At 65.5% G+C, this 21,471-nt stretch carries 17 protein-coding genes and 1 pseudogene; 9 read left to right on the forward strand and 9 right to left on the reverse strand.

The window, feature by feature from the left end:
* Both V1280_RS39255 and nadA read right to left on the reverse strand, forming a co-directional pair.
* The gene (locus V1280_RS39255) at positions 1–1,611 is read right to left on the reverse strand and encodes an L-aspartate oxidase (RefSeq protein ID WP_334535947.1); all 1,611 of its coding nucleotides are present in this window, start codon (positions 1,609–1,611) and stop codon (positions 1–3) included.
* A 170-nt stretch (positions 1,612–1,781) separates the two neighbouring features.
* Positions 1,782–2,882, reverse strand: a complete 1,101-nt coding sequence (gene nadA / locus V1280_RS39260) for a quinolinate synthase NadA (RefSeq protein ID WP_334535948.1) — start codon at positions 2,880–2,882, stop codon at positions 1,782–1,784.
* 340 nt (positions 2,883–3,222) lie between these two features.
* Here nadA and V1280_RS39265 point away from each other — a divergent pair, with 340 nt between their 5' ends.
* The 7 genes and pseudogenes from V1280_RS39265 (at position 3,223) to V1280_RS39295 (ending at position 11,602) form a co-directional block, all read left to right on the forward strand.
* Entirely contained in the window at positions 3,223–4,476 is a 1,254-nt protein-coding gene (locus tag V1280_RS39265; protein ID WP_334535949.1) for an MFS transporter, read from the forward strand.
* Between the two features lie 40 nt (positions 4,477–4,516).
* Positions 4,517–5,503: an acrylyl-CoA reductase (NADPH) gene (gene acuI / locus V1280_RS39270; RefSeq protein ID WP_334535950.1), complete on the forward strand. Its 987-nt coding sequence runs from the start codon at positions 4,517–4,519 to the stop codon at positions 5,501–5,503.
* A 113-nt stretch (positions 5,504–5,616) separates the two neighbouring features.
* Positions 5,617–6,225: a hypothetical protein gene (locus tag V1280_RS39275; RefSeq protein WP_334535951.1), complete on the forward strand. Its 609-nt coding sequence runs from the start codon at positions 5,617–5,619 to the stop codon at positions 6,223–6,225.
* A gap of 168 nt (positions 6,226–6,393) precedes the next feature.
* Positions 6,394–6,648 carry a DUF6894 family protein gene (locus tag V1280_RS39280; protein ID WP_334535952.1) on the forward strand — a complete coding sequence of 85 codons (255 nt, stop codon included), beginning with the start codon at positions 6,394–6,396 and terminating at the stop codon, positions 6,646–6,648.
* Between the two features lie 269 nt (positions 6,649–6,917).
* On the forward strand, positions 6,918–8,624 hold the full coding sequence (locus tag V1280_RS39285) for a methyl-accepting chemotaxis protein (RefSeq protein WP_334535953.1): 1,707 nt from the start codon (positions 6,918–6,920) through the stop codon (positions 8,622–8,624).
* A 304-nt stretch (positions 8,625–8,928) separates the two neighbouring features.
* Positions 8,929–9,627: pseudogene (locus V1280_RS39290) on the forward strand (methyl-accepting chemotaxis protein); the annotation flags it as partial.
* A gap of 286 nt (positions 9,628–9,913) precedes the next feature.
* On the forward strand, positions 9,914–11,602 hold the full coding sequence (locus V1280_RS39295; protein WP_334535954.1) for a methyl-accepting chemotaxis protein: 1,689 nt from the start codon (positions 9,914–9,916) through the stop codon (positions 11,600–11,602).
* A 3-nt stretch (positions 11,603–11,605) separates the two neighbouring features.
* Here V1280_RS39295 and V1280_RS39300 read toward each other — a convergent pair whose 3' ends face one another.
* The 6 genes from V1280_RS39300 to ygfZ all read right to left on the reverse strand — a co-directional run bounded on the left by V1280_RS39300 (position 11,606) and on the right by ygfZ (position 18,302).
* Entirely contained in the window at positions 11,606–14,299 is a 2,694-nt protein-coding gene (locus tag V1280_RS39300) for a DUF2339 domain-containing protein (protein ID WP_334535955.1), read from the reverse strand.
* A gap of 48 nt (positions 14,300–14,347) precedes the next feature.
* A complete protein-coding gene (locus V1280_RS39305; RefSeq protein ID WP_334535956.1) occupies positions 14,348–15,310 on the reverse strand; it encodes an NUDIX hydrolase in 963 nt (320 codons plus the stop codon).
* Positions 15,311–15,539: 229 nt separating this feature from the next.
* Entirely contained in the window at positions 15,540–16,046 is a 507-nt protein-coding gene (locus V1280_RS39310; RefSeq protein ID WP_334535957.1) for a tyrosine phosphatase family protein, read from the reverse strand.
* Between the two features lie 146 nt (positions 16,047–16,192).
* Entirely contained in the window at positions 16,193–16,807 is a 615-nt protein-coding gene (locus V1280_RS39315; RefSeq protein WP_334535958.1) for an HD family hydrolase, read from the reverse strand.
* On the reverse strand, positions 16,804–17,430 hold the full coding sequence (locus tag V1280_RS39320; RefSeq protein WP_334535959.1) for a DNA-3-methyladenine glycosylase I: 627 nt from the start codon (positions 17,428–17,430) through the stop codon (positions 16,804–16,806). Before V1280_RS39320 ends, V1280_RS39315 begins: the two co-directional genes overlap by 4 nt.
* A complete protein-coding gene (gene ygfZ, locus V1280_RS39325; protein ID WP_334535960.1) occupies positions 17,427–18,302 on the reverse strand; it encodes a CAF17-like 4Fe-4S cluster assembly/insertion protein YgfZ in 876 nt (291 codons plus the stop codon). The genes V1280_RS39320 and ygfZ overlap by 4 nt, the downstream gene beginning before the upstream one ends.
* A 101-nt stretch (positions 18,303–18,403) precedes the next feature.
* Between ygfZ and V1280_RS39330 the strand changes: the two genes are divergently transcribed.
* Both V1280_RS39330 and V1280_RS39335 read left to right on the forward strand, forming a co-directional pair.
* The gene (locus tag V1280_RS39330) at positions 18,404–19,738 is read left to right on the forward strand and encodes a dihydroorotase (protein ID WP_334535961.1); all 1,335 of its coding nucleotides are present in this window, start codon (positions 18,404–18,406) and stop codon (positions 19,736–19,738) included.
* Positions 19,739–19,936: 198 nt separating this feature from the next.
* Positions 19,937–20,806: a sulfurtransferase gene (locus V1280_RS39335; protein WP_334535962.1), complete on the forward strand. Its 870-nt coding sequence runs from the start codon at positions 19,937–19,939 to the stop codon at positions 20,804–20,806.
* A 200-nt stretch (positions 20,807–21,006) separates the two neighbouring features.
* On the opposite strand, the gene V1280_RS39340 is transcribed toward V1280_RS39335, so the two are convergent.
* A complete protein-coding gene (locus tag V1280_RS39340) occupies positions 21,007–21,273 on the reverse strand; it encodes a hypothetical protein (protein WP_092227477.1) in 267 nt (88 codons plus the stop codon).
* Between the last annotated feature and the right edge of the window lie 198 nt (positions 21,274–21,471).

The raw sequence follows: 21,471 nt of genomic DNA on the forward strand, positions 1-21,471 counted from the left end.
TCAGGCGATCATGGATTGCGCGATGCGCGGCGATGAATGCGCGGCGAGGCCGTCCGCGACCTCGCGCGCCGCAGCGAGCGTGGTCATCGTTCTCTGCGCCAGCGCGGGCACCTCCGCGGCATGGTCGGAGCGGAAATGTGCGCCGCGGCTCTCGCGCCGGCTCCAGGCTGCGGCGGCAACGAGCAGGGCCGCTGTTGCCATGTTACGAACAGTGATGCTCGTGGCCGCGTGCTCGAGCCCAGCAAAGTCGCGCACGGCGTCCGCAAGTCCGTCGCGCTCGCGGATCACGCCGACATGCGTGCTCATCATCGTGCGCAACTGCTTCACGCTGGCTGCATCCGGCGCACCGCCGCGCGGCGTCACCAGCGCCTCGGGAAGGCGGGCAGGTGAGGGGATCGCGTGGCCGGCGATGTCGTCGGCGATGCGTGCGGCATAGACCACGGCCTCGAGCAGCGAGTTGGAGGCAAGTCGGTTGGCGCCATGCGCACCGGTGGACGACACTTCACCCCCGGCCCACAGCCCGTCGATCGAGCTGCGGCCGCGTGCGTCCACTGCGATGCCGCCCATGTGATAGTGCACGGCCGGTGCGATCGGGATGGCTTGCACCGCCGGATCGATGCCGGCGGCGATGCAGCTTGCATGCACGGTCGGAAATTTGTCGGCGAAGCGCGCGCCCAGTGCTTCGCGCGCATCGAGGAAGGCGCCGCGACCGCCTGCGATCTCGCCGAACACGCCGCGGGCCACGATGTCGCGCGGCGCGAGCTCGGCGAGCGGATGGCGTGTAAGCATGAAGCGTTCGCCCTGGCCGTTGATCAGCGTCGCGCCCTCGCCGCGCAGTGCTTCCGTCGCAAGCGGCGCGGGATCGCTGCCGACCATGATCGCGGTCGGGTGGAACTGCACGAACTCTGGATCGGCGATCAGCGCGCCGGCGCGCGCGGCAATCGCAAGGCCCGATCCGTTGGCCTCGGCCGGATTGGTGGTGACGGCATAGAGATGGCCGATACCGCCGGTCGCCAGCACGATCGCGCGCGAGGCGATCATCACGGGCCTTGCTGCGAAATTGCCAGCCTCGCGCAACTGAAGGCCGGTGACGGCGCCGTTCTCGGTGAGCAGCGCTTCGGCGACAAAGCCTTCGATCAGGCGGATCGACGGCGTGCGGCGCACAGCTTCGCTCAGCGCCGCAATGATCGCAGCACCCGCGCCGTCGCCGCGGACGTGGACGATTCGCCGCGCCGAATGCGCAGCTTCGCGTCCCACGGCAAGCCGGCCTTCGAGATCGCGATCGAACGGCACGCCGTAGGCGAGCAGATCGTGAATCCGCGGGCCAGCCTCGCGCGCGATGCCGAGCGCGACCGCTTCATCGACGATGCCGCCACCGACCGCAATGGTATCCGCCGCATGCGCTTCGGGGCTGTCACCTTCGGCGACGGCGGCTGCGATGCCGCCTTGCGCCCACGCCGATGACGCCCCCTGTCCGAGCGGCGCCGCCGAGATCAGCGTCACCGGCCGCGGCGCGAGCTTGAGCGCGCAGAACAGACCGGCGAGACCGCCGCCGACGATGACGACATCGTCAGTGGAGCGGGTGAGATTGTGGATGTTGTTTGTTGTCATAGCTATTTCCTCTCACACCGCCGTCGTCCCGGCGAAGGCCGGGACCCATACTCCGCAGCAGTTATAGTTACGCGAAGCTGTTCAACGTCGTTCTTCGTCAAACATCTTCCTGTGGTTATGGGTCCCGGCCTTCGCCGGGACGACAGTTGTGTTTGTTGCGACCTACGCTGCTAGTTCTTCAGATTGATCATCCGCTCGACCGAGCGCCGTGCGCGCGCCGCGAGCGTCGGATCGATCGTGACTTCCTCGCCGAGCGTCAGCAGGCTCTCCAGGATGTTGGACAGTGTGATGCGCTTCATGTGCGGGCAGAGATTGCAGGGGCGCAGCATCTCCACATCCGGTAGCTCGGCGCGGACATTGTCGGCCATCGAGCACTCCGTGATCATCACCAGCCGCTTCGGCCGTCGCTCGCGCACCCAATTGATCATGTGCGCGGTCGAACCGGTGAAATCTGCCTCCGCCAGCACGTCCGGCGGGCATTCGGGATGTGCGATGATCTGCACGGAGGGATCGGCGTCGCGGAAGGCGCGCAGCTCGTCGCCCGTGAAGCGCTCGTGCACTTCGCAGGCGCCTTTCCAGGCGATGATTTTGACGTCGGTCTTCGAGGCGACATAGGTCGCGAGATAACGGTCGGGCAGGAAGATCACAGTGGGCGCATTGAGGCTCTCGACCACCTGAACCGCGTTCGACGAGGTGCAGCAGATGTCGACCTCGGCTTTCACCTCGGCCGACGTGTTGACGTAAGCAACGACAGGCACGCCGGGAAATTTTTCACGGAGCAGCCGCACGTCGGCGCCGGCGATGCTGGCGGCCAGCGAACAGCCGGCGCGCGAGTCCGGGATCAGCACCGTCTTGTCCGGATTGAGCAGCTTTGACGTCTCCGCCATGAAGTGCACGCCGCACTGAACGATGACATCGGCCTTCACCTTGGTGGCCTCGACGGCGAGCTGAAGCGAATCGCCGCCGATGTCGGCGACGCCATGAAAGATCTCCGGCGCCTGGTAGTTGTGGGCGAGGATCACCGCGTTGCGTGCGCGCTTCAGTTCATTGATCGCGTGAATCGTCGGCGCCATCAGCGGCCATTCGATCGGCGGGATCACATGCTTGAGACGCTCATAGAGGGGCGCGGTGGCCCGCTCGACCTCCGGCGTCCATTCCAGCGAGGGCATCGGCAACGCGGGGCCGGTTCGCGCCGGCGCGACGGGGGTGACGGTCTGGCCCTGTGGCCGATTGGCAAAATCGTCGGGGCCGTAAATTCCAGTGATCGGCATCGAAGCCTCCCATTCGGGTTATATATGCTCAATATGAGTATATAAGGAGCCTGAGAAATCCGGCCGAGAGGCCGGTGGGTTTCGCCGAGGCTTACATATACTCAATCTGAGTAAATCAAAGATAACACGCTGAACCTGGGGCCGCTAGGTCTCGCCACACACATTCTCGTCAAGTCCAGTCGCGTCGCGCCAGGCAAGGCTGCGATGAAACGCAATGCTCCCGAACCAGCCCCTCATGGAACGCAACCACTTTTGGCTTGGGATTTTCATGCATTTGCATTAAACGGCGGGACAGCGGCTGCTGATTTGCAGATCCGCCAATGGCCGAGGAGGAGGACCCATGTCGACACAAGCAAGCGAGCTCGGTTCGACCTCACGCTCCGCCAACTGGCGCACGCCGGCCGTCATCATCCTCTGCGGTTGTGCGATCGGCATGCTGGGCTTCGGTCCGCGCTCGGCGCTGGGCTTCTTCGTGCAGCCGATGAGCCACGAATTCGCCTGGGGCCGCGACGTGTTCGGTCTCGCCATCGCCTTTCAGAATTTGCTGTGGGGATTGGGGCAGCCGTTCGCCGGCGCGATTGCCGATCGCTTCGGCCTGTTCCGCGTGATGTGCGTCGGCGCGCTGCTCTACGCCGGCGGCCTGCTGCTGATGCGCTATTCGTCGACGCCGATGTCGCTCAACATCGGCGCGGGCGTCATGGTCGGCTTCGGTCTCGCGGGCTGCTCGTTCAACCTGGTGCTGTCGGCGTTCACGAAACTCCTGCCGGCCGAGAAGCGCGGCCTTGCGCTCGGCGCCGGCACTGCAGCGGGCTCGCTTGGCCAGTTCCTGTTCGCGCCGATCGGCGTCGCGCTGATCGACAATTTCGGCTGGCAGCAGGCGCTCACCGTGTTCGGCTTCCTGATGTTGCTGATCATCCCGCTGGCGCTGGCGATCTCGACGCCGCCGGTCGCAAGCACGGCCAATGCGACGCCTGCGGATGAGCAGACCATCACCAAGGCGCTTGCGGAGGCCTTCGGCCATCGCTCCTACGTGCTGCTGGTGCTCGGCTTCTTCACCTGCGGCTTCCAGCTCGCCTTCATCACCGTGCATCTGCCGGCGTTCCTGGTCGACCGCGGCATCTCGACGCAAACCGGCGGCTGGGTGATCGCGGCGATTGGCCTGTTCAACATCATGGGCTCGTTGAGCGTCGGCTATCTCCAGAATTCGCTGCCGAAGCGCTACATCCTCTCGACGATCTATTTCACCCGTGCGCTCGCAACGCTCGCCTTCATCTCGTTCCCGATCACGCCGTTCTCGGCGATCGCGTTCGGTGCGGTCTCCGGCCTGACCTGGCTGTCGACGGTGCCGCCGACTTCGGCGCTGGTGGCGCTGATGTTCGGCACGCGCTGGCTGGCGACGCTGTATGGCTTCGCTTTCGTCAGCCATCAGGTCGGTGGCTTCCTCGGCGTCTGGCTAGGGGGCATCGTGTTCGAGAAGTTCGGTTCCTATACGCCGATCTGGTGGCTCTCGATCCTGTTCGGCGTGCTCTCGGCGCTGATCAATCTTCCGATCGTGGAGAAGCCGGTCGCACGAGCGGTTGCACAGCCTGCCTGATCGGCTAAACATCCCGGTCAAACAAGTCAGGGAGTTTGCTGTGGCCAATTTCAAGGCGATCCGGATCGACAAGGCCGACAAGGGCACCACTGCCGCGCTCACCCAGTTCGACGAAGCCGAGCTGATGGACGGCGACGTCACCGTGCGCGTGGAATGGTCGACGCTGAACTATAAGGACGGCCTCGCGCTGACAGGCAAGGCGCCGGTGGTGCGCCGTTTCCCGATGATCGCCGGTATCGATTTCGCCGGCACGGTCGAAGCCTCATCGCATCCCGCCTGGAAAGCGGGCGACAAGGTCGTCTGCACCGGCTGGGGCATGGGCGAGACCCATCTCGGCGCCTATGCCGAGAAGGCGCGGGTGAAGGGTGACTGGCTGGTCGCCCTGCCGCAGGGCCTGTCGGCGCGCGATGCCATGGCGATCGGCACCGCAGGCTTCACCGCGATGCTCTCCGTGCTGGCGCTGGAGAAGCACGGCGTCTCGCCGAAGAGTGGCCCTGTTGTGGTCACGGGCGCTGCCGGCGGCGTCGGCTCGGTCGCGACCGCGGTGCTGTCCTGGCTCGGCTACCAAGTCATCGCCTCGACCGGCCGCGCCTCGGAGGCCGATTACCTGAAGAGCCTCGGCGCTGCCGAGGTGATCGACCGCAGCGAGTTGTCCACGCCGCCAAAGCCGCTGGCCAGGGAGCGTTGGGCGGGCGGCGTCGATAGCGTCGGCTCGACCACGCTCGCGAATCTGCTGTCGATGACTAGGTATGGCGGCGCCATCGCCGCCTGCGGTCTGGCCGCCGGCATGGACCTGCCGTCTTCTGTCGCACCCTTCATTTTGCGCGGGGTGTGCCTTCTCGGCATCGATTCCGTGATGTGTCCGATCGAGCCGCGAAAAGCCGCCTGGCAACGGCTGGCGTCCGATCTGGATCGGACAAAACTATCTGAAATTACTACGGAAATTCCGCTCGACGAAGTTCCGGAATGGGGCGCGAAAATCCTGGCCGGCCAGGTCCGCGGTCGCATCGTGGTAAAAATTGTCTAACGACGTTCAGACTTTACCAACCAAGCTGCTTCAATGTCGCCATGGTTAGTATGGTAAGCAGCGGGTAAAGAGATAAGGCATCGCCCGCTGCGGGGGTTAGTTCGGAGTTGAGCATGCTTGCGCGTATTGTGTTGGGGGCTGTCACGGCAGCCGTGACGTTTGCGCCGGCCATTGCCGGGAGTATGAATGCCGACGAGGCGCGCCGCTTCGTGGCCGGCAAGGTCTTCGCCTTCACCTGTTTCGACGGCACCCGCGGTGCAGGCCGCATCCTCGACGATCTCGGCGCCGCCGGCGCGGTGCAGTTCTCGGGATCAGGCCCGGTGAAACATCTCCGCCTGCCCGGCAACACGCTCCAGATCCGCGGCCAGAACGTCTGCGCCTCGATCAAGGGCATTCCGTTCGAGCCTTGTTTCAACCTCGAAAAGACCGATGAGCGCAGCTTCCGCGGCTCGGTCTCGGGCATGGGCTTTGCCTATTGCGACTTCCACCACCAGGGCGGCAATCAGATGCTGATGGCGCGCGCCGTTGCGCGGCCGCGCTCGCTGCGCAGCACCGAGCAGACCGGTTCGGTCAACACATCGAGCACCGAGGTCGCCGCGCGCGTCGAGACCCCGCGGGTCGAGAGCGGCCGGATCGAGCCGGTGAAGTCGGAAGTGAAGTCCGAACCCAGATCCGGGCCGAAGAACGAAGGTCCGCTCGAGTTGCGCCGCTCGACCGAGTGACATCTGGCGCAAACTGCGCGCGCAATTTACCCGCCTTTGACGAATGCATCGCACGCGAAACCGCGGCGCCGTAGTCATACGGCCCGCGGCTTTTATGCCTTGGTAGCGACTGGCGCCCCAGCCTTTGCGTAACGGCCGGGGGGCGGCCCTCAACAAGGGTTCAAAAAGATGTCGCTGTATTTCTTCCGCATCAGCACCGGCCGCTATTCCGGCGCCGCCGATCAACCGTACGAGTTCGAGGATCGCGACGCCGCCTGGAAAGAGATGACCGAGGTCTGCGCCAATCTGCTCGGCAGCATCGTGCGCAATCTGAAGCCAAACGCGAAGTGGAGCATGGAGCTGCTCGACGAGAACAAGGAGCCGGTGTTCCGCATCAGCCTTGTGGGCGAGGCCATGTGTTGCGAACCGCAGGGCGGACGTTAACGAAGGCGGGCAGGTGCTAACGAATCTGACACCTGCAAATTCGCGAGCTGATTGCTGGCTGCACGCGGCCTGATGCGTTCTTGCCGCCTGATCAAAACCGTGGCGAGAGCTTTGCGCTTGGCGCAACCTTCCGGGATGCTTGCTGCGCAAATTCCGGTCGAAGCTCCGTGTTTCTACGGCGATCGTGGTTAAGGGAACCGGAATGGTTTTGGCCGAACTTCATGGAAATTCAGCCGCTTGAACTGCAGCTTCGTAGAAGGGTTTCAGTCATGCATTTTCTCGGTCGCTTCCGTATCCTGAGCAAGATCCTCGGGATCGTCGTCCTGCTGTGTGGGATCGGTGCTTCGATCGCCTGGATCGGTATCTCTGCGTTGAGCGACCTCAGCGAAAAGGCCGACGTGATGTCGACCTCCGCACGGCGGTCTCTGCTCGCGGCCCGCGCCAATCAGAACGTCATCGCGCTGAACCGCGCGGAATTCCGTAGCGCGCTCGATCCCCGCGACGACAATCGTCTCGCCGCGCGCGAGGTGATCAACGCCCAGCTCAAACAATATCAGGAGCGTTTCGACGAGGTCAGCCAGACCCCGGACGAAAGAGCCAAGGCGCTGCTCCCGGGCGTCCGCGACGCCTTCTCGGCCTACAAGAGCCAGATGGATGCAACGCTCGCGACGGTCGAAGCCGAGAAGGCATCGAAGCTGAGCGAGAGCGCCGACAAGCTGCGCGACGCCGCCTTGAAGAGCAGGACGGCAGCAGAGAACCTTCAGGGCAAGATGCGCGAACTGGCTGACCGCCTCAACGCCCGCGTCGAGGAGAAGAGCAAGGAGGCGCACGAGCAGTATGAATCGACGTCGCGTTTCCTGGTCATCCTCGCCGGCCTCGGCGTTGTCATCGGCGGCGTGTTGGGCTTCATCATCGGTCAGTACGGCATCGCCAGGCCGATCCGCATGATCGTCGGCGTGCTGCAGGAACTTGCGGGCGGCCGCTACCAGGTCAAGATCACCGGCCTCGATCGCAAGGACGAGGTCGGAGAGGTCGCCAGGACCGCGGAAGTGTTCCGCGAGAACGGCCTCGCCAAGATCCGCATGGAAGCCGAGCAGAAAGAGGCGGAGAGCCGCGCAGCAGCGCAGCGTCGTCAGGACATGCTGCAGCTCGCCGACCAGTTCGAGAGCGCGGTGGGCGAGGTGATCGAGACCGTGAGCTCGGCGTCGACCGAGCTCGAGGCCTCCGCGACGACGCTGACCTCCACCGCCGAGCATGCGCAGCAGCTTGCGACCGTGGTGGCCTCGGCCTCCGAGGAAGCGTCCACCAACGTGCAGTCGGTCGCGTCCGCGACCGAGGAACTATCGTCCTCAATCACCGAGATCAGCCGCCAGGTTCAGGAGTCGGCGCGCGTGGCAAGCGAGGCGGTCGGCCAGGCCCGCACCACGACCGATCGCGTCGGCGAGCTGTCGAAGGCAGCGACGCGCATCGGCGATGTCGTCGAGCTGATCAACACCATCGCCGGCCAGACCAATCTACTGGCGCTCAATGCCACGATCGAGGCAGCTCGCGCCGGCGAGGCTGGCCGCGGTTTTGCCGTGGTCGCGTCCGAGGTGAAGGCCCTGGCCGAGCAGACCGCGAAGGCGACCGGCGAAATCGGTCAGCAGATTTCCGGCATCCAGGCCGCCACCCAGGAATCGGTCGGCGCCATCAGGGACATCAGCGACACCATCGAGCGGCTGTCGGAGATCTCCTCGGCGATTGCGGCCGCGGTGGAAGAGCAGGGCGCAGCGACGCAGGAAATTTCCCGCAACGTCGCGCAGGCCTCGCAGGGCACCCAGCAGGTGTCGTCCAACATCACCGAGGTGGAGCGCGGGGCGAGCGAGACCGGCTCGGCCTCCTCGCAGGTGCTGTCGGCGGCACAGTCGCTATCCGGCGACAGCAACCGCCTCAAGCTCGAGGTCGGCAAGTTCCTCGGCACGGTTCGCGCGGCCTGACGGCGCGATCCCCTCAACAGACTCAAGCCTGCAACCGCCGCGCGTGAATGCACGGCGCTTGCGCGCGAGCATATTTCGGTGCCGCGTCGAATGCCGCGCTGGGTTAACTTTCGCGGAAAAGCGACGCAGGCATGATCCCCCGCCGCAACGAGAAGAATTTTCAGCAGCGCCGCAACGAGAGCTATGCCAAGGCGCATTCCGAGCTGATCGGCCCGATCAACCGCGATTTCGACGAGGTCGAACGGCTGATGTCGGCAAGGGGGTATGGGCGCCCTGTCCGACAAGACGAAGCAGGCCCAGGAGAGTGGCATCGGCCGCGGAGGAAGCGTCCGCCAATGTGCAGTCGGTGTCGTCAGCGAGTGAGGAGATGACGTCGTCGATCTCCGAGATCAGCCGTCAGGTGCAAGAATCGGCGCGCGTCGCCGACGTCGCTGTCGAGCAGGCGCAGCGCACCAATGCGCGCGTCGGCGAATTGACCAAGGCCGCGGGGCGCATTGGCGACGTGGTCGATCTCATCAACACCATTGCCGGCCAGACCAATCTGCTGGCGCTCAATGCCACGATCGAGGCGGCGCGCGCAGGTGAGGCGGGTCGGGGGTTTGCCGTGGTGGCGAGCGAGGTGAAGGCGCTGGCCGAGCAGACCGCCAAAGCCACCGGCGAGATCGGCCAGCACATCGGCGCGATCCAGACCGCGACGCAGGACTCCGTCAGCGCGATCAAGGAGATCGGCGACACCATCGCGCGGATGTCGGAAATCTCCTCGACCATTGCTGCGGCTGTCGAAGAGCAAGGCGCCGCCACGCAGGAGATCTCCCGCAACATTCAGCATGCCGCGCAGGGCACCTCGGACGTGTCGGCCAATATCGGCGAGGTCCAGCGCGGCGCGGGCGAGACCGGGGCCGCGTCGGCGCAGGTGCATTCGGCGGCGCAGTCGCTCTCGCAGGAGAGCAACCGCCTCAAGAGCGAAGTCGCGCGCTTCCTGGATTCGGTGCGGGCGGCCTGACGGCGCTGATTGCCGCCTACCAATGCTGCATTGCACCGGTGTGCTGGTGTGGCGTGACGGGATATCGGTGCGGACGCAACAAATGGTTGCAGACAGGTTAAGTGTCGGGAATCGGCAAATCGGTAGTTCCCCTAGGTTCTTGTTAACGCCTGTTTGCAACTATGGGCGCAATCTTACCGGATAAGAACCAGCCAGCATTGTTGGAATGACTTCCGCCCCACCGCCCGTCGCGATGGGCGCGGCGCGGGAGACGCGTGCGTTTTAGGTATCATTGGGATTTGTCGTGATGTCGAAATTGTCGATCGTCTTCAAGCTTCTGACGGTGTTGTCGGTCCTCGTGCTCTCGCTCGCCGGCGTCGGCGTCGTGGCGATCGGTACCATGCAGAACATCAACTCCCACACCGTCGAGATCGCGCAGAGCTGGCTGCCGAGCGTCCGCGCGCTCGGCTCGATCCGTGCCGACGTCAACGAGCTGCGCGTCGCGCTCCGTCTGCACCTGATGCAGGACACCGCCGAGGGCAAGGAAGCCGCCGAAAAGCGCCTCGCCTCGCTGCGCGAACGCATCGAGCAAACCCGCAAGACCTACGAGGCATTGATCACGTCCGCCGAGGAGCGTTCCATCTACGGGCAATGGACGACAGCTTGGGGCGAGTATCTGAACGGTGTGCAGGACGTCATGGCGCTCTCGCGCAAGAGCCTCGGCAAGTTCCCGGCCGATGCCAACGAGCTGTTGCAGACCAAGGTCGCGAAGATGGCGCAAGCCTCCGATCCGCTGCTGACGAAGGATATCGAGCTCAACAACCGCGGCGCCGAATCCGAGACCAAGCAGGCGGCCGACAGCTACGCGATGATCTTCCGCGTGCTGGTCGGTATCATCGTCGCCTCGGTCGCGCTCGCGATCGGTGCGGCCTATTATCTCGTGCGCGACGTGTCGCGCGGCATTGCCTCGATCATCAAGCCGATGCAGTCGCTCGGCGAGGGCGATCTCGCGGCCGATGTACCGCACCGTGGCGAGAAGACTGAGATCGGCTCGATGGCGGATGCGCTCCAGATCTTCAAGGAAGCGCTGATCGCCAAGAAGGCCGCCGACGAGGCGGCCGCGCGCGATGCCGAGGCCAAGATCGAACGCGGCCGCCGCGTCGATGCCATCACCCGCAAGTTCGAGGCCATGATCGGCGAAGTCGTCGGCACCGTCTCCTCGGCCTCGACCGAGCTCGAGGCGTCTGCAACGACCTTGACCAACACCGCGCAGCGCGGCCAGGAGCTTGCAACGGCCGTCGCCGCGGCGTCCGAGGAAGCGTCGACCAACGTCCAGTCGGTCGCCTCCGCCTCGGAAGAGCTGTCGTCCTCCGTCACCGAGATCAGCCGCCGCGTGCAGGATTCGGCGCGCATGGCCGCGGAAGCCGTCGATCAGGCCGCGCGCACCAATGCGCGCGTCAACGAGCTGTCGCAGGCCGCCTCCCGCATCGGCGACGTCGTCGAGCTCATCAACACCATCGCGGGCCAGACCAATCTGCTGGCGCTGAACGCCACCATCGAAGCGGCACGTGCCGGCGAAGCCGGCCGCGGTTTTGCGGTTGTCGCCTCCGAGGTCAAGGCGCTGGCGGAGCAGACCGCGAAGGCGACCGGCGAGATCGGCGCGCAGGTCGCAGGCATCCAGGCGGCGACGCAGGAATCGGTCAGTGCGATCCAGGAGATCGGCGGCACCATCGAACGGCTGTCGGAAGTGTCCTCCGCGATCGCCGCCGCCGTCGAGGAGCAAGGCGCGGCCACGCAGGAAATCTCGCGCAACGTGCAGCAGGCCTCGCTCGGCACGCAGGAAGTCTCGATGAACATCACCGACGTGCAGCGCGGTGCAATCGAGACCGGCTCGGCCTCGACGCAGGTTCTGTCGGCGGCGAAATCGCTGGCGACCGACAGCACCCGCCTCAAGGTCGAAGTCGCGCAGTTCCTGGAATCGGTTCGCGCGGCCTGATCCTCAACTCCCTGCCTGCGGAGCCGGCGGCGGGACCTGCCGCCGGAACAGGATGCGCTGGTAGAGCCAACCGATCGCGACCAGCACGATGCCGAGGCATATGAACGACAGCGCGCGGTAGACGCCCGTCAGTGTCGACATGTCGATCACGAAGGCCTTCAGGATCGTCAGCGCGATGACGGCGGCCGACGCCAGCCGCGCCCGCTCGGAGTTGACTGTTATGCCGATGCCAAGCAGCACGACGCCGAAAGCGAGCCAGCCGATCGAATAGGTGTATTGCTCGGCCCCCGTGGTCTCACCGCTGGTGAGGAACGGGCCGTGATAGAAGCGGCGGATCTCCAGCGTCAGGTATACGAGCGCAAATACGAGCGCCGCGCCCGCAATCGTGTTCGCATAGACCTTGCCGCGCGCACCGACCACCGCATAGGCGAGCAGCAGCATCAGCACCGCGGGCAGTGCGTAGCAGAGCAGCAGCAGGTTGAACACGGCGCCGCCAACATCGATGTGCCAGATCAGCGGGTTCTCCAGGAACAGCAAACCGAACACGCTGATGAAGCCGGCGATCGCCGTGAGCACGACCGCGCCGACATTGTGCACGATGCTGTGGCTGCGCAGCCGCAATCGCTCCAGCCCGATCGCCATGGCCAACGACACGCAGACCTGCAGGCCTGCTTCGAGCAGTGACGGCGCTGCGATCATGTCGCCGCCGGTTGCGAGATGGCGAACCTGCATGAAGGCGAGCAGCGCGGTGAACAGGATCGCAGCCGCCTCCACCATGCGCTGCGGCGCGTCGTCACCCCTGCGGCGCAGGAACGTGGTCGCCGCCCAGAACGAGGCCGCCGGAAGGCCATAGCCCCACAGCAGCCAGTTGAAGATCGGCGTGGTGCCGACGGCATCGCCGACGATGCGCGGGTCATAGCCGACGCGCGCGGTGACGATGCCAGCGAAGATGGCGGCGAGCCAGCGCAGGAACGGGATCGACCGCTGCATCGCAATCCAGGCGGTGCCGAGCGACATCAGCGCCAGCGCGATGGTGAGCCAGCCCTTCTCCAGCGCGAAGGTCAGCGCCAGCGCCAGCGCGCCGAGCGTGCCGGTCGCAAACAGCGCCGTCGAGATAGCAAGGCCGGGCCGAGTCTCGCGGCGGGTCAGCGTTTCCGTCGCAAACCCAAAGGCGGCGGCGAGCAGCACCGCGAGGATCGCGAACGGGATCGAGCGGTCGAGATGGGCGATGCGGGCGTAGAGCGCAACCAGGATCGCGATCGGCGTGGCGACGCCTGCCGCCGACCACACCACGGGAATGATCGCCGAATTCGAGCGCCCTTGCGCGAGGAAGCCCGCAATGCCGAAGCCGGCGGCGAAGATCGCAGCCATCACCAGATGCAGCGTCACCGCGCTGTCGGTGGCGGTCGGCGTGATGCCGGGCATGGGGCCGCCCGGCAGCACCAGCATGTCGGGATTGGCGCGCACGGCCCATTCGGCGAACACGATGAACACGGTCGCAGCCGCAGCGCCCAGCGCGCCGACGGCAGCCTCCGCGCGCCAGGCGACGAACAGCGTGGCGGCAACGAGCAGCGTGAAGGCGATCAGAGCGAGATCGGCATGCGCGCTCGACAGCACGATCAGCATCGCGCCGAACAGATAGGCGCCCAGCGCGCTCGACGACACCGGCTCGATCTGTCCGTCCTCGGTGGTCGGGCCGAACATGAAGCCGCACACGACGAGTAGCGCAGCCAGCACGAATCCGGCGATTACATGGAAGGCGTGCGCCGCGACCTGCAATTCGCCGGTATCGAGTCCCGGGAAGACCCAGAGCACGGCGAAGACGATCGTCGTCACGGCCAGCCAGCGCCACAGCCTGATACGGGCGAGGCCAAAGCTCGCGGCGGTGACGATGGCGAGATAGATGTACAGCGCCCAATAGTCCGGCTTGCCGCTGGAGACGAGCACCGGTGTTGCGAAGGCGCCGACCACGCCGAGGCCCGCGAGCGCCGGGCCGTGCAGCAGCGCGGCTGCGAGCGTGCCCATCGCAACGATGCCGAGCAGCACGAAGGCCGTGGCGGGTACGAGGAAGTCATAGAGCGCGTAGGCCGCATAGACGGTTGCGAAGGCGACCGCGGTTCCGGCCGCGGTGAGGATCGCGGGGATGTTGGCGATCGGCAGCGCCGCGATCGTCGAGATGCTCTCCTTGCGTCGCGTCCATTCGCCCGCGCCGAGCAATGCGAGCGCGAACAGGCCGCCGAGGAACACGCGCACGCCGGGGCCGACCAGGCCGGCCTCGATCGAATAGCGCACCATGAAGAAGCCGCCGAGCGCGAGCGCAAGCCCGCCGATCCACACCACCCAGCGCGTGCCGAGCCGTTCTTCAAAGCCGGGTTCTGCGGCGGGCACGGGCGGCGGCGCGACATTGTCGGTGCTCGGCTCGAGCGGAGGTGGCGCAACTTGTTCGGCGACCAGCGGCGGCGCCGGCTCGGTTTCGGGCGCAAGCGGCGGTGGCTCCGCGGCAATTGTCGCGGGCGCTTCAGGCGCCGGCGTGGGCATCAGCGGCGGCGGTTGCACCTGCCGTTGCGCGTACAGCATCGCCTCGAGCGAGTTCAGCCGCCGGCGCAGCTCGGTCGCCTGGCTGGTGGCCTTGATCGCGATCAGGAAGGCGACGATCGCAATGAGAATCGCAAGGTCGTCGAACGGGGCGTCGAACATGAAGGCCTCCAGGCAATCGGCGGGCAGGGGCCGATCACAAATCTTGGTCTAGCGCCGGGAGCGCACGCGCAAGCCGGGCGCCGGCCGCTCCTGGAGTACGTCGCGGCGGAAGCGATAAAGCGCCGCCGGTCTCCCGCCGGTCTGTGTCGACATCACGCCGGTCGGTTCGACCAGGGCTTCGGTTTCGACCAGACGGCGGAAATTCTGCTTGTGCAGATGGCGGCCGGAGATTGCCTCCACCGTGTACTGCAACTCAGTGAGTGTGAACTCGGCGGGCAAAAGTTCAAATACCACAGGGCGATACTTCAACTTTGCGCGCAGCCGCGCGATTCCCGTGGCGAGGATTCGGCGGTGGTCGAACCGCATCGAGGTGCCGAGCGCGGGAAGCGTCCTGCGCGCCAAAGCCGCAGGCCGGCCGTCGCGCCGCGCCTCCTCGACGAGGCCGGCCTCGTACAGGAGCTCGTAGCGGTCGAGCACGCGCTCCTCGTCCCAGGCCGCACCCTCGAGGCCGAAATAGAACCGCACGCGATCTTTTCGCGGCAATGCGCGCGTCGTCTCGGGCGGCTCTTCCTCGGCCCACTTGTTGAGCTCCGGGATGATGTCACGGGCGATGATCGCGGGCGGCGCCTCGCGCCGGTCTTCCCAGGGGAAGAAGCGATACCAGGGCTCGAAGCTCGCCGCGTTCGCGGCGCCTTCGGCGGCGCGCGTCAGCGCAAGATAGCCGATCGACACCATGTGCGCGCCGGTGTCGCCGGCTTCCGCATGGCGGCCGCGGTCGCCAAACGTGTAGAGCTGCTCGACATAGCCGAGCCGCAATCCCGCCTGTTCCTCGACCCAGGCGCGCAGGCCGATCTCGAAGGTGCGATGGCTCGGCGCATCGAACGGACCGAACGGCAGTCCGGTCAAGCCGTCGCTGCCGCGCGCAGTCAGAACCAGCGGTTCGTGATCTTCGATCGCGACGATCGCGGCGGTCAGGCCGATCTCGATCGGCGTCAGCAGCTTGTCGCTCATGCGGCTGAAGTCGCAGGTCTTGTGAGAAAAATATGCTGATTGATTGGGGCGGCCTCGCCGCGGGCTCGCTGTAACCTCTCCCGCCTGCGGGAGAGGTCGGCGCGTAGCGCCGGGTGAGGGCTTTCTCCTCTAGGGGACTGTCCCGTTGCGGAGACACCCTCTCCCCAACCCTCTCCCGCAAGCGGGAGAGGGGGTGCAGTCCCGTCGCGGCTGCTATTCGACTCCCGCCTCATTCGAGCTCGATCACGAAGGGGCGGCCCTCGATCAGCAACTCGCCCGGACCCATCTCGTCGAGCGCGCGCAGCATGCGGCCGTTGCGCCCGAGCGCACGGTCGGCGAGACCGACAATGCGCCGGTTCGGCGAGGCGATCGGAGAGGCCGCACGGATCTTCTTAGCGATCTCGACCTCGTCGCGATCCGGATTGAGCGCGCAGACGGCGGCGAACGCACTCGCGGTGGAGCGGCTGATGCCGGCATAGCAATGCACCACCAGCGGCGCGTTGCGGTCCCAGCCGCGCACGAAATTCAGCACCTGGTCGATATGTGCCTCGGAGGGCGCGACAAAGCCATCCATCTCCTCGGTGATGTCGTCCATCGACACCTTGAGATGATTGGCCGGGAGCACCGACACCGGCCGCGCCACCTGCTCGACATTGGCCATCACGGTCAGCACATGGCTGGCCCCGGTGCGGCGGACGGTTTCGGGAAGGGCGGCGAGCGAACAGACGTGGATCATGGCGGACCTTTTTGGCGGCGACTATAGACGGTGCCGTAGGGTGGGCAAAGCGGAGCGTGCCCACCACTTTTGTCGCAAACGCGAAGAGATGGTGGGCACGGCGCAAGGGCGCCTTTGCCCACCCTACGAGACCTCCTGCGTAGGTGCTAAGCAAACACGGCGCCAAACCGCTCCAGAAACTGCTTCTCCGCCCGCGCCGCCGTCCAGGGCGTCAGATAGTCGCGCCGGACGCTGTCGGAGAGGCCGGGATCCCGCCCGAACAGGCGCTTCGCCTCGCTCTCGCTGAAGCCGGCGAGCTCGGTCGCCTCCAGATAGGCCGCGCCGCGATCGGCGGCCTTGATGGCCTGCGTGGTCTCGTCGGGCAGCACCGGTGGCAGGCCGAAGCGGATATGGATGGCGCCGAGCAGGCGCTTCTCCACGGCCTTGTAATGGCCGTCGAGCACCGCCTTGAACGGCGAGATCATGTCGCCGATCACGTATTCGGGCGCATCGTGCAGCAGGGCTGCAAGCCGCATGCGCTCATCGACGCGCGGCATCTCGTGCCGCAGCACGGTTTCCACCAGCAGCGTGTGCTGGGCGACCGAGAAGATATGCGCGCCAACGGTCTGCCCGTTCCAGCGCGCGACGCGCGCGAGCCCATGCGCGATGTCGGCGATCTCGATATCGAGCGGGGAGGGATCGAGCAGATCGAGCCGCCGGCCCGACAGCATGCGCTGCCAGGCGCGGGACTCCGCTGCGCGCGCTGTCTTCCCGGCCGTCATTTGGCCTTGAGGCGTGGCTTGCGCTGCATCTTGCTGCAGCTCGTGTGGCAATGGCAATCGACGAGATGGTCGTTGACCATGCCGGTCGCCTGCATGAAGGCATAGACGATGGTCGGGCCGACGAATTTGAAGCCGCGCGAGGACAGCTCCTTGGAGACCTGCACCGACAGCGGCGTCGAGGCCGGCACGCTCGCCGTGGTCTTGAAATTGTTGACCTTGGGCCGTCCACCCATGAAGTCCCACAACAGCTTCGAGAAGCCCGGGCCCTTCTCCATGATATCGAGATACGATTTCGCGCTCAGAATCGTGCCGTCGATCTTGGCGCGGTTGCGCACGATGCCGACGTCGTTCATCAACGCATGCACCTTCTTGTCGTTGTAGCGCGCGATCTTCTCCGGCTGGAAATCGTCGAAGGCTTTGCGGAAATTGTCGCGCTTGCGCAAAATCGTGATCCAGGACAGGCCGGCCTGAAAACCGTCGAGGATCAGCTTTTCATAAAGTGCGCGATCGTCATACTCGGGCACGCCCCATTCGGTGTCGTGATAGGCCACATAGAGCGGGTCTTCGCCGGGCCAGGGGCAGCGGGTCTTTCCGTCGGGATGCAGGCGGGGAGCACGGCTCATGCGATGGGCTGCTTGGTGGGAATACGGACGACGTCGGGTTCTGCCAGCTTCAGCGCGAGACCGCCAGCGGTGAGCGGTTGGCCGGCATCGAGCGCGTCCGCAACGCGGTCGATGCGCACCAGCGCGATGCCCTTGCCTTGCGCCGACGAGCCCATGGTGCCGACGGACTTGTCGCCGGCCATGACACTGACACCAGCCTCAGGCGAGGAGTCCTCGAGCAGCACCTTCACGCTGCGGGTGCGCGCCGTGCCGCGATGCTGCATGCGCGAGACGACCTCCTGGCCGACATAGCAGCCCTTGTCGAAATCGACACCGGCGAGGCGGTCCATATTGGTCTCGTGCGGGAACGCATCGCTGTACATGAAATCGAGCCCGCCGCGCGGCACGCCGAGCGCGATGCGATGCGCCTCGTAGTCGGCGGCATCGACCAGCTCGGCGCCAATCAGGTCGGAGAGTTTTTGCTTGAGATTCTCGGGGATCAGGATGCGAGTGCCGAGATGCTCATGGCGTGGATCGGCAAAGGCGAGATCCGGCTGAGCCGCCAACTCGCCGTCCCAGGCCGCGAGCACGCCGAGATCGAGGTTGTCCACCGTCACCTTGGCGCGCAGCTTGTAGAACTTCAGCTTGGTGGCGAGCCCCTCGGCCAGCGGTTTCGGGCAGTCGATCAGGAACCCGCCGCCATGGCCGGCGGGGGCTTCCGTGATCAGGAAATCCACGATGATCTTGCCTTGCGGCGTCAGCAGCGCGCCGAATCGCCCCAAGCCCGGCCTGAGCTTGTCGACATCGGTGGTGATGAGGCCATTGAGGAAGTTGCGCGCATCCTCGCCCGCGACCTTGATCACGCCCCGGTCCGGAAGAAACGCTGATTTCATGCGAAAATCTCTTGCGACATGGTGCTCCGGAACGTAAGCCCGCAAGGCATAAACGACAAGACCTCGAGCCCTGCGCTTGGGGATGAGAGGGGCCTCCAGCCATGACCCAGCGTTTCGATGTGATCCTCAAGGGTGGCACCGTCGTCAACCAGGACGGCGAGGCTGTTCGCGATATCGGCATCGCAGGCGGTCGCATCGCTGAGCTCGGCCCGCTGTCGCAAGGCTCCGCCGCCGAAGTGATCGACTGCAAGGGCCTGCACATCCTGCCCGGCGTGATGGACACGCAGGTGCATTTCCGCGAGCCCGGGCTGGAGCAGAAGGAAGATCTCGAGACCGGCTCGCGCAGCGCCGTGATGGGCGGCGTCACTGCCGTGTTCGAGATGCCCAACACCTCGCCGCTCACGGTGACGGAGGCCACCTTCACCGACAAGGTGAAGCGCGCGCACCACCGCATGCATTGCGATTTCGCCTTCTTCATCGGCGGCACCCGCGAGAACGTGCAGGATCTGCCGGTGCTCGAACGCGCGCCCGGCTGTGCCGGCGTGAAAGTGTTCATCGGCTCCTCGACCGGCGCGCTGCTGGTGGAGGACGACGAGAGCCTGCGCCGCATCTTTCAGGTGATCCGCCGCCGCGCGGCGTTCCATGCCGAGGACGAGTATCGTCTCAACGACCGCAAGTCGCTCCGCATCGAGGGCGATCCGCGCTCGCATCCGGTCTGGCGCGACGAGACCGCGGCGCTGATGGCGACGCAGCGCCTGGTCAAGCTCGCGCATGAGACGGGAAAACGCATTCACGTGCTGCATATCTCGACCAAGGAAGAGATCGAATTCCTGCGCGACCACAAGGATGTCGCCTCCTGCGAGGCTACGCCGCATCATCTCACGCTGGTCGCACCCGAATGCTACGAGCGGCTCGGCACGCTTGCGCAGATGAACCCGCCTGTGCGCGGCGCCGATCACCGCGCCGGCATCTGGCGCGGCATCGAGCAGGGCATCATCGACGTGCTCGGCTCCGACCACGCACCGCATACGCTGGAAGAGAAGCAGAAGACCTATCCGGCGTCGCCCTCTGGCATGACCGGCGTGCAGACGCTGGTGCCGCTGATGCTCGACCATGTCAACGCCGGCCGGCTGTCGCTCGCACGGTTCGTCGATCTCACCAGCGCGGGCCCGGCGCGCCTCTACAACATGGCCTGCAAGGGCCGTATCGCGGCCGGCTACGATGCCGACTTCACGATGGTTGATCTCAAGCGCAGCGAGACCATCACCAACAAATGGGTGGCATCAAAGGCCGGCTGGACGCCGTACGATGGCGTCCGCGTCACGGGCTGGCCCGTCGGCACCTTCATCCGCGGCCGCCGCGTGATGTGGCAGGGTGAACTGGTGACACCGTCGCAGGGCGAGCCGGTGCGGTTTCTGGAGACGTTGAAGCAGTAGAGTTGTGCGGCACTTCGGTGCGGCACAGTCAGTGTCGTCCTGGCGAAAGCCAGGACCCATACCGCGGAATCTCTCTGTGATCGACGGTCGCAGTACCAGCGAACGGATTAACTGCTAATCTTCACCAAACTTCTCCCTGGGGTAATGGGTCCTGGCTTTCGCCAGGACGACAATGGGGAAGCACGGGAGTGCAGTCCGATGTCCCAGCCAGCCGCCCTCATCACCACCACACAACTCGCTAGCATTCTCGGCGACTCCAACCTCCGCCTCTACGACTGCACGACCTACAACGAGCCGGTGCCGCCCGGCAGCGACGTGCCGTATCGCGCCGTTCCCGGCGACAGGACGTTCGCGGCCGGCCACATCCCGGGTGCCGATTTCCTCGACCTGCAAGGCGCGTTCTCCGACACGTCCGCGCAGCAATTCTTCATGATGCCTGGCGTGGCCCAGCTGGAGGCCGCCTTCGGCCGCCACGGTGCGGATGCGAGCAAGACCATCGTGCTCTACAGCATCGGCACCATGATGTGGTCGACGCGGTTCTGGTGGATGCTGCGCTCGCTCGGCGTCGACGCGCAGGTGCTCGACGGCGGCCTCGACAAATGGAAGCAAGAGGGGCGGCCCGTCGAGACCGGCGCGCCGAAGGGCTATCCGGCGACGACGTTCAAGGCGACACCGCGCGCGGGCTTCTTCGTCGACAAGACTACCGTCAAGGCACGTATCGGCGATCCCTCGACCATCACCGTCAACGCACTCGGGCCGCAATTTCATAAAGGCCTTGAGCCAAGCCGCTACGGCCGACCCGGTCGCGTGCCCGGCAGCGTCAACGTGTCTGCTGCAACGCTCGTGAATGCCGACAAGACGCTGACCTCGCTTGCGGATGCCGAAGCGAAATTCGCAGCCGAAGGCGTCACGCGCGACAAGAACGTGATCCTGTATTGCGGCGGCGGCATCTCGGCGACGATCGACCTGTTTCTGTTGACGCAGCTCGGCTACGACAAGCTGACGCTCTACGACGCTTCCATGGGCGAGTGGGCGAGGGACTCGGCGCTGCCGATCGAGACGGATTAGCTCGCATTCCCGACTGTGTCGGGAACACCTCCCGGTTGTTCCGAGATTAATGCTCGTCTACGGCCAGCGGCTTCCGTGCGATAAACGCAGCAGACTTCGCGAACAATGTTCGCCAAAGCCTGTTCGCCAAAGCCTGTTCGCAAAGTCATTCATCGGTAGACTGGCCCCGCCCGTGAGGCGGAGTCATTTTCGAACAGGGCTTACTGCCTTGCGAGGCAGACCGAGAATTCGCCGTTGCGGATGCGGGCAGGAAAACCCTCGACGAATTTCGCCACCGCGTCCTCGCCATAGGTGCCGACGAGCTCGGCGAGCGCCGCAAACAGGCTCGCCTGTGCCAGGCAATCGCCGTCGACGCCGTCATGGCGCGCTTCGGCCCAGGCTTCGTTGAGATAGCTCAGTGCGGCTTGTTTCTGCTCGTGATCGGGCAGCGGCGCGCGGGCGGGGGCGTAGGAAATCGGCTGGCTCATGAATCTCAATCAGGGCTGGGGCGCGATCCACCGGCGATGCGCTGTGCCAAGAGGTGTAGCACGCGCATTAACGACCGCTAGGCCACATCTTTAGGAACGGTTAACGGCTGTGAACAAAGTCGATGAGAGAGTTCCGTTGCCCGTCATCCCGGGGCGCGACGAAGTCGTGAGCCCGGAATCCATCGGGCCGCAGAGACT

Source organism: Bradyrhizobium sp. AZCC 2230, from assembly GCF_036924495.1.
GTDB lineage: Bacteria > Pseudomonadota > Alphaproteobacteria > Rhizobiales > Xanthobacteraceae > Bradyrhizobium > Bradyrhizobium rifense.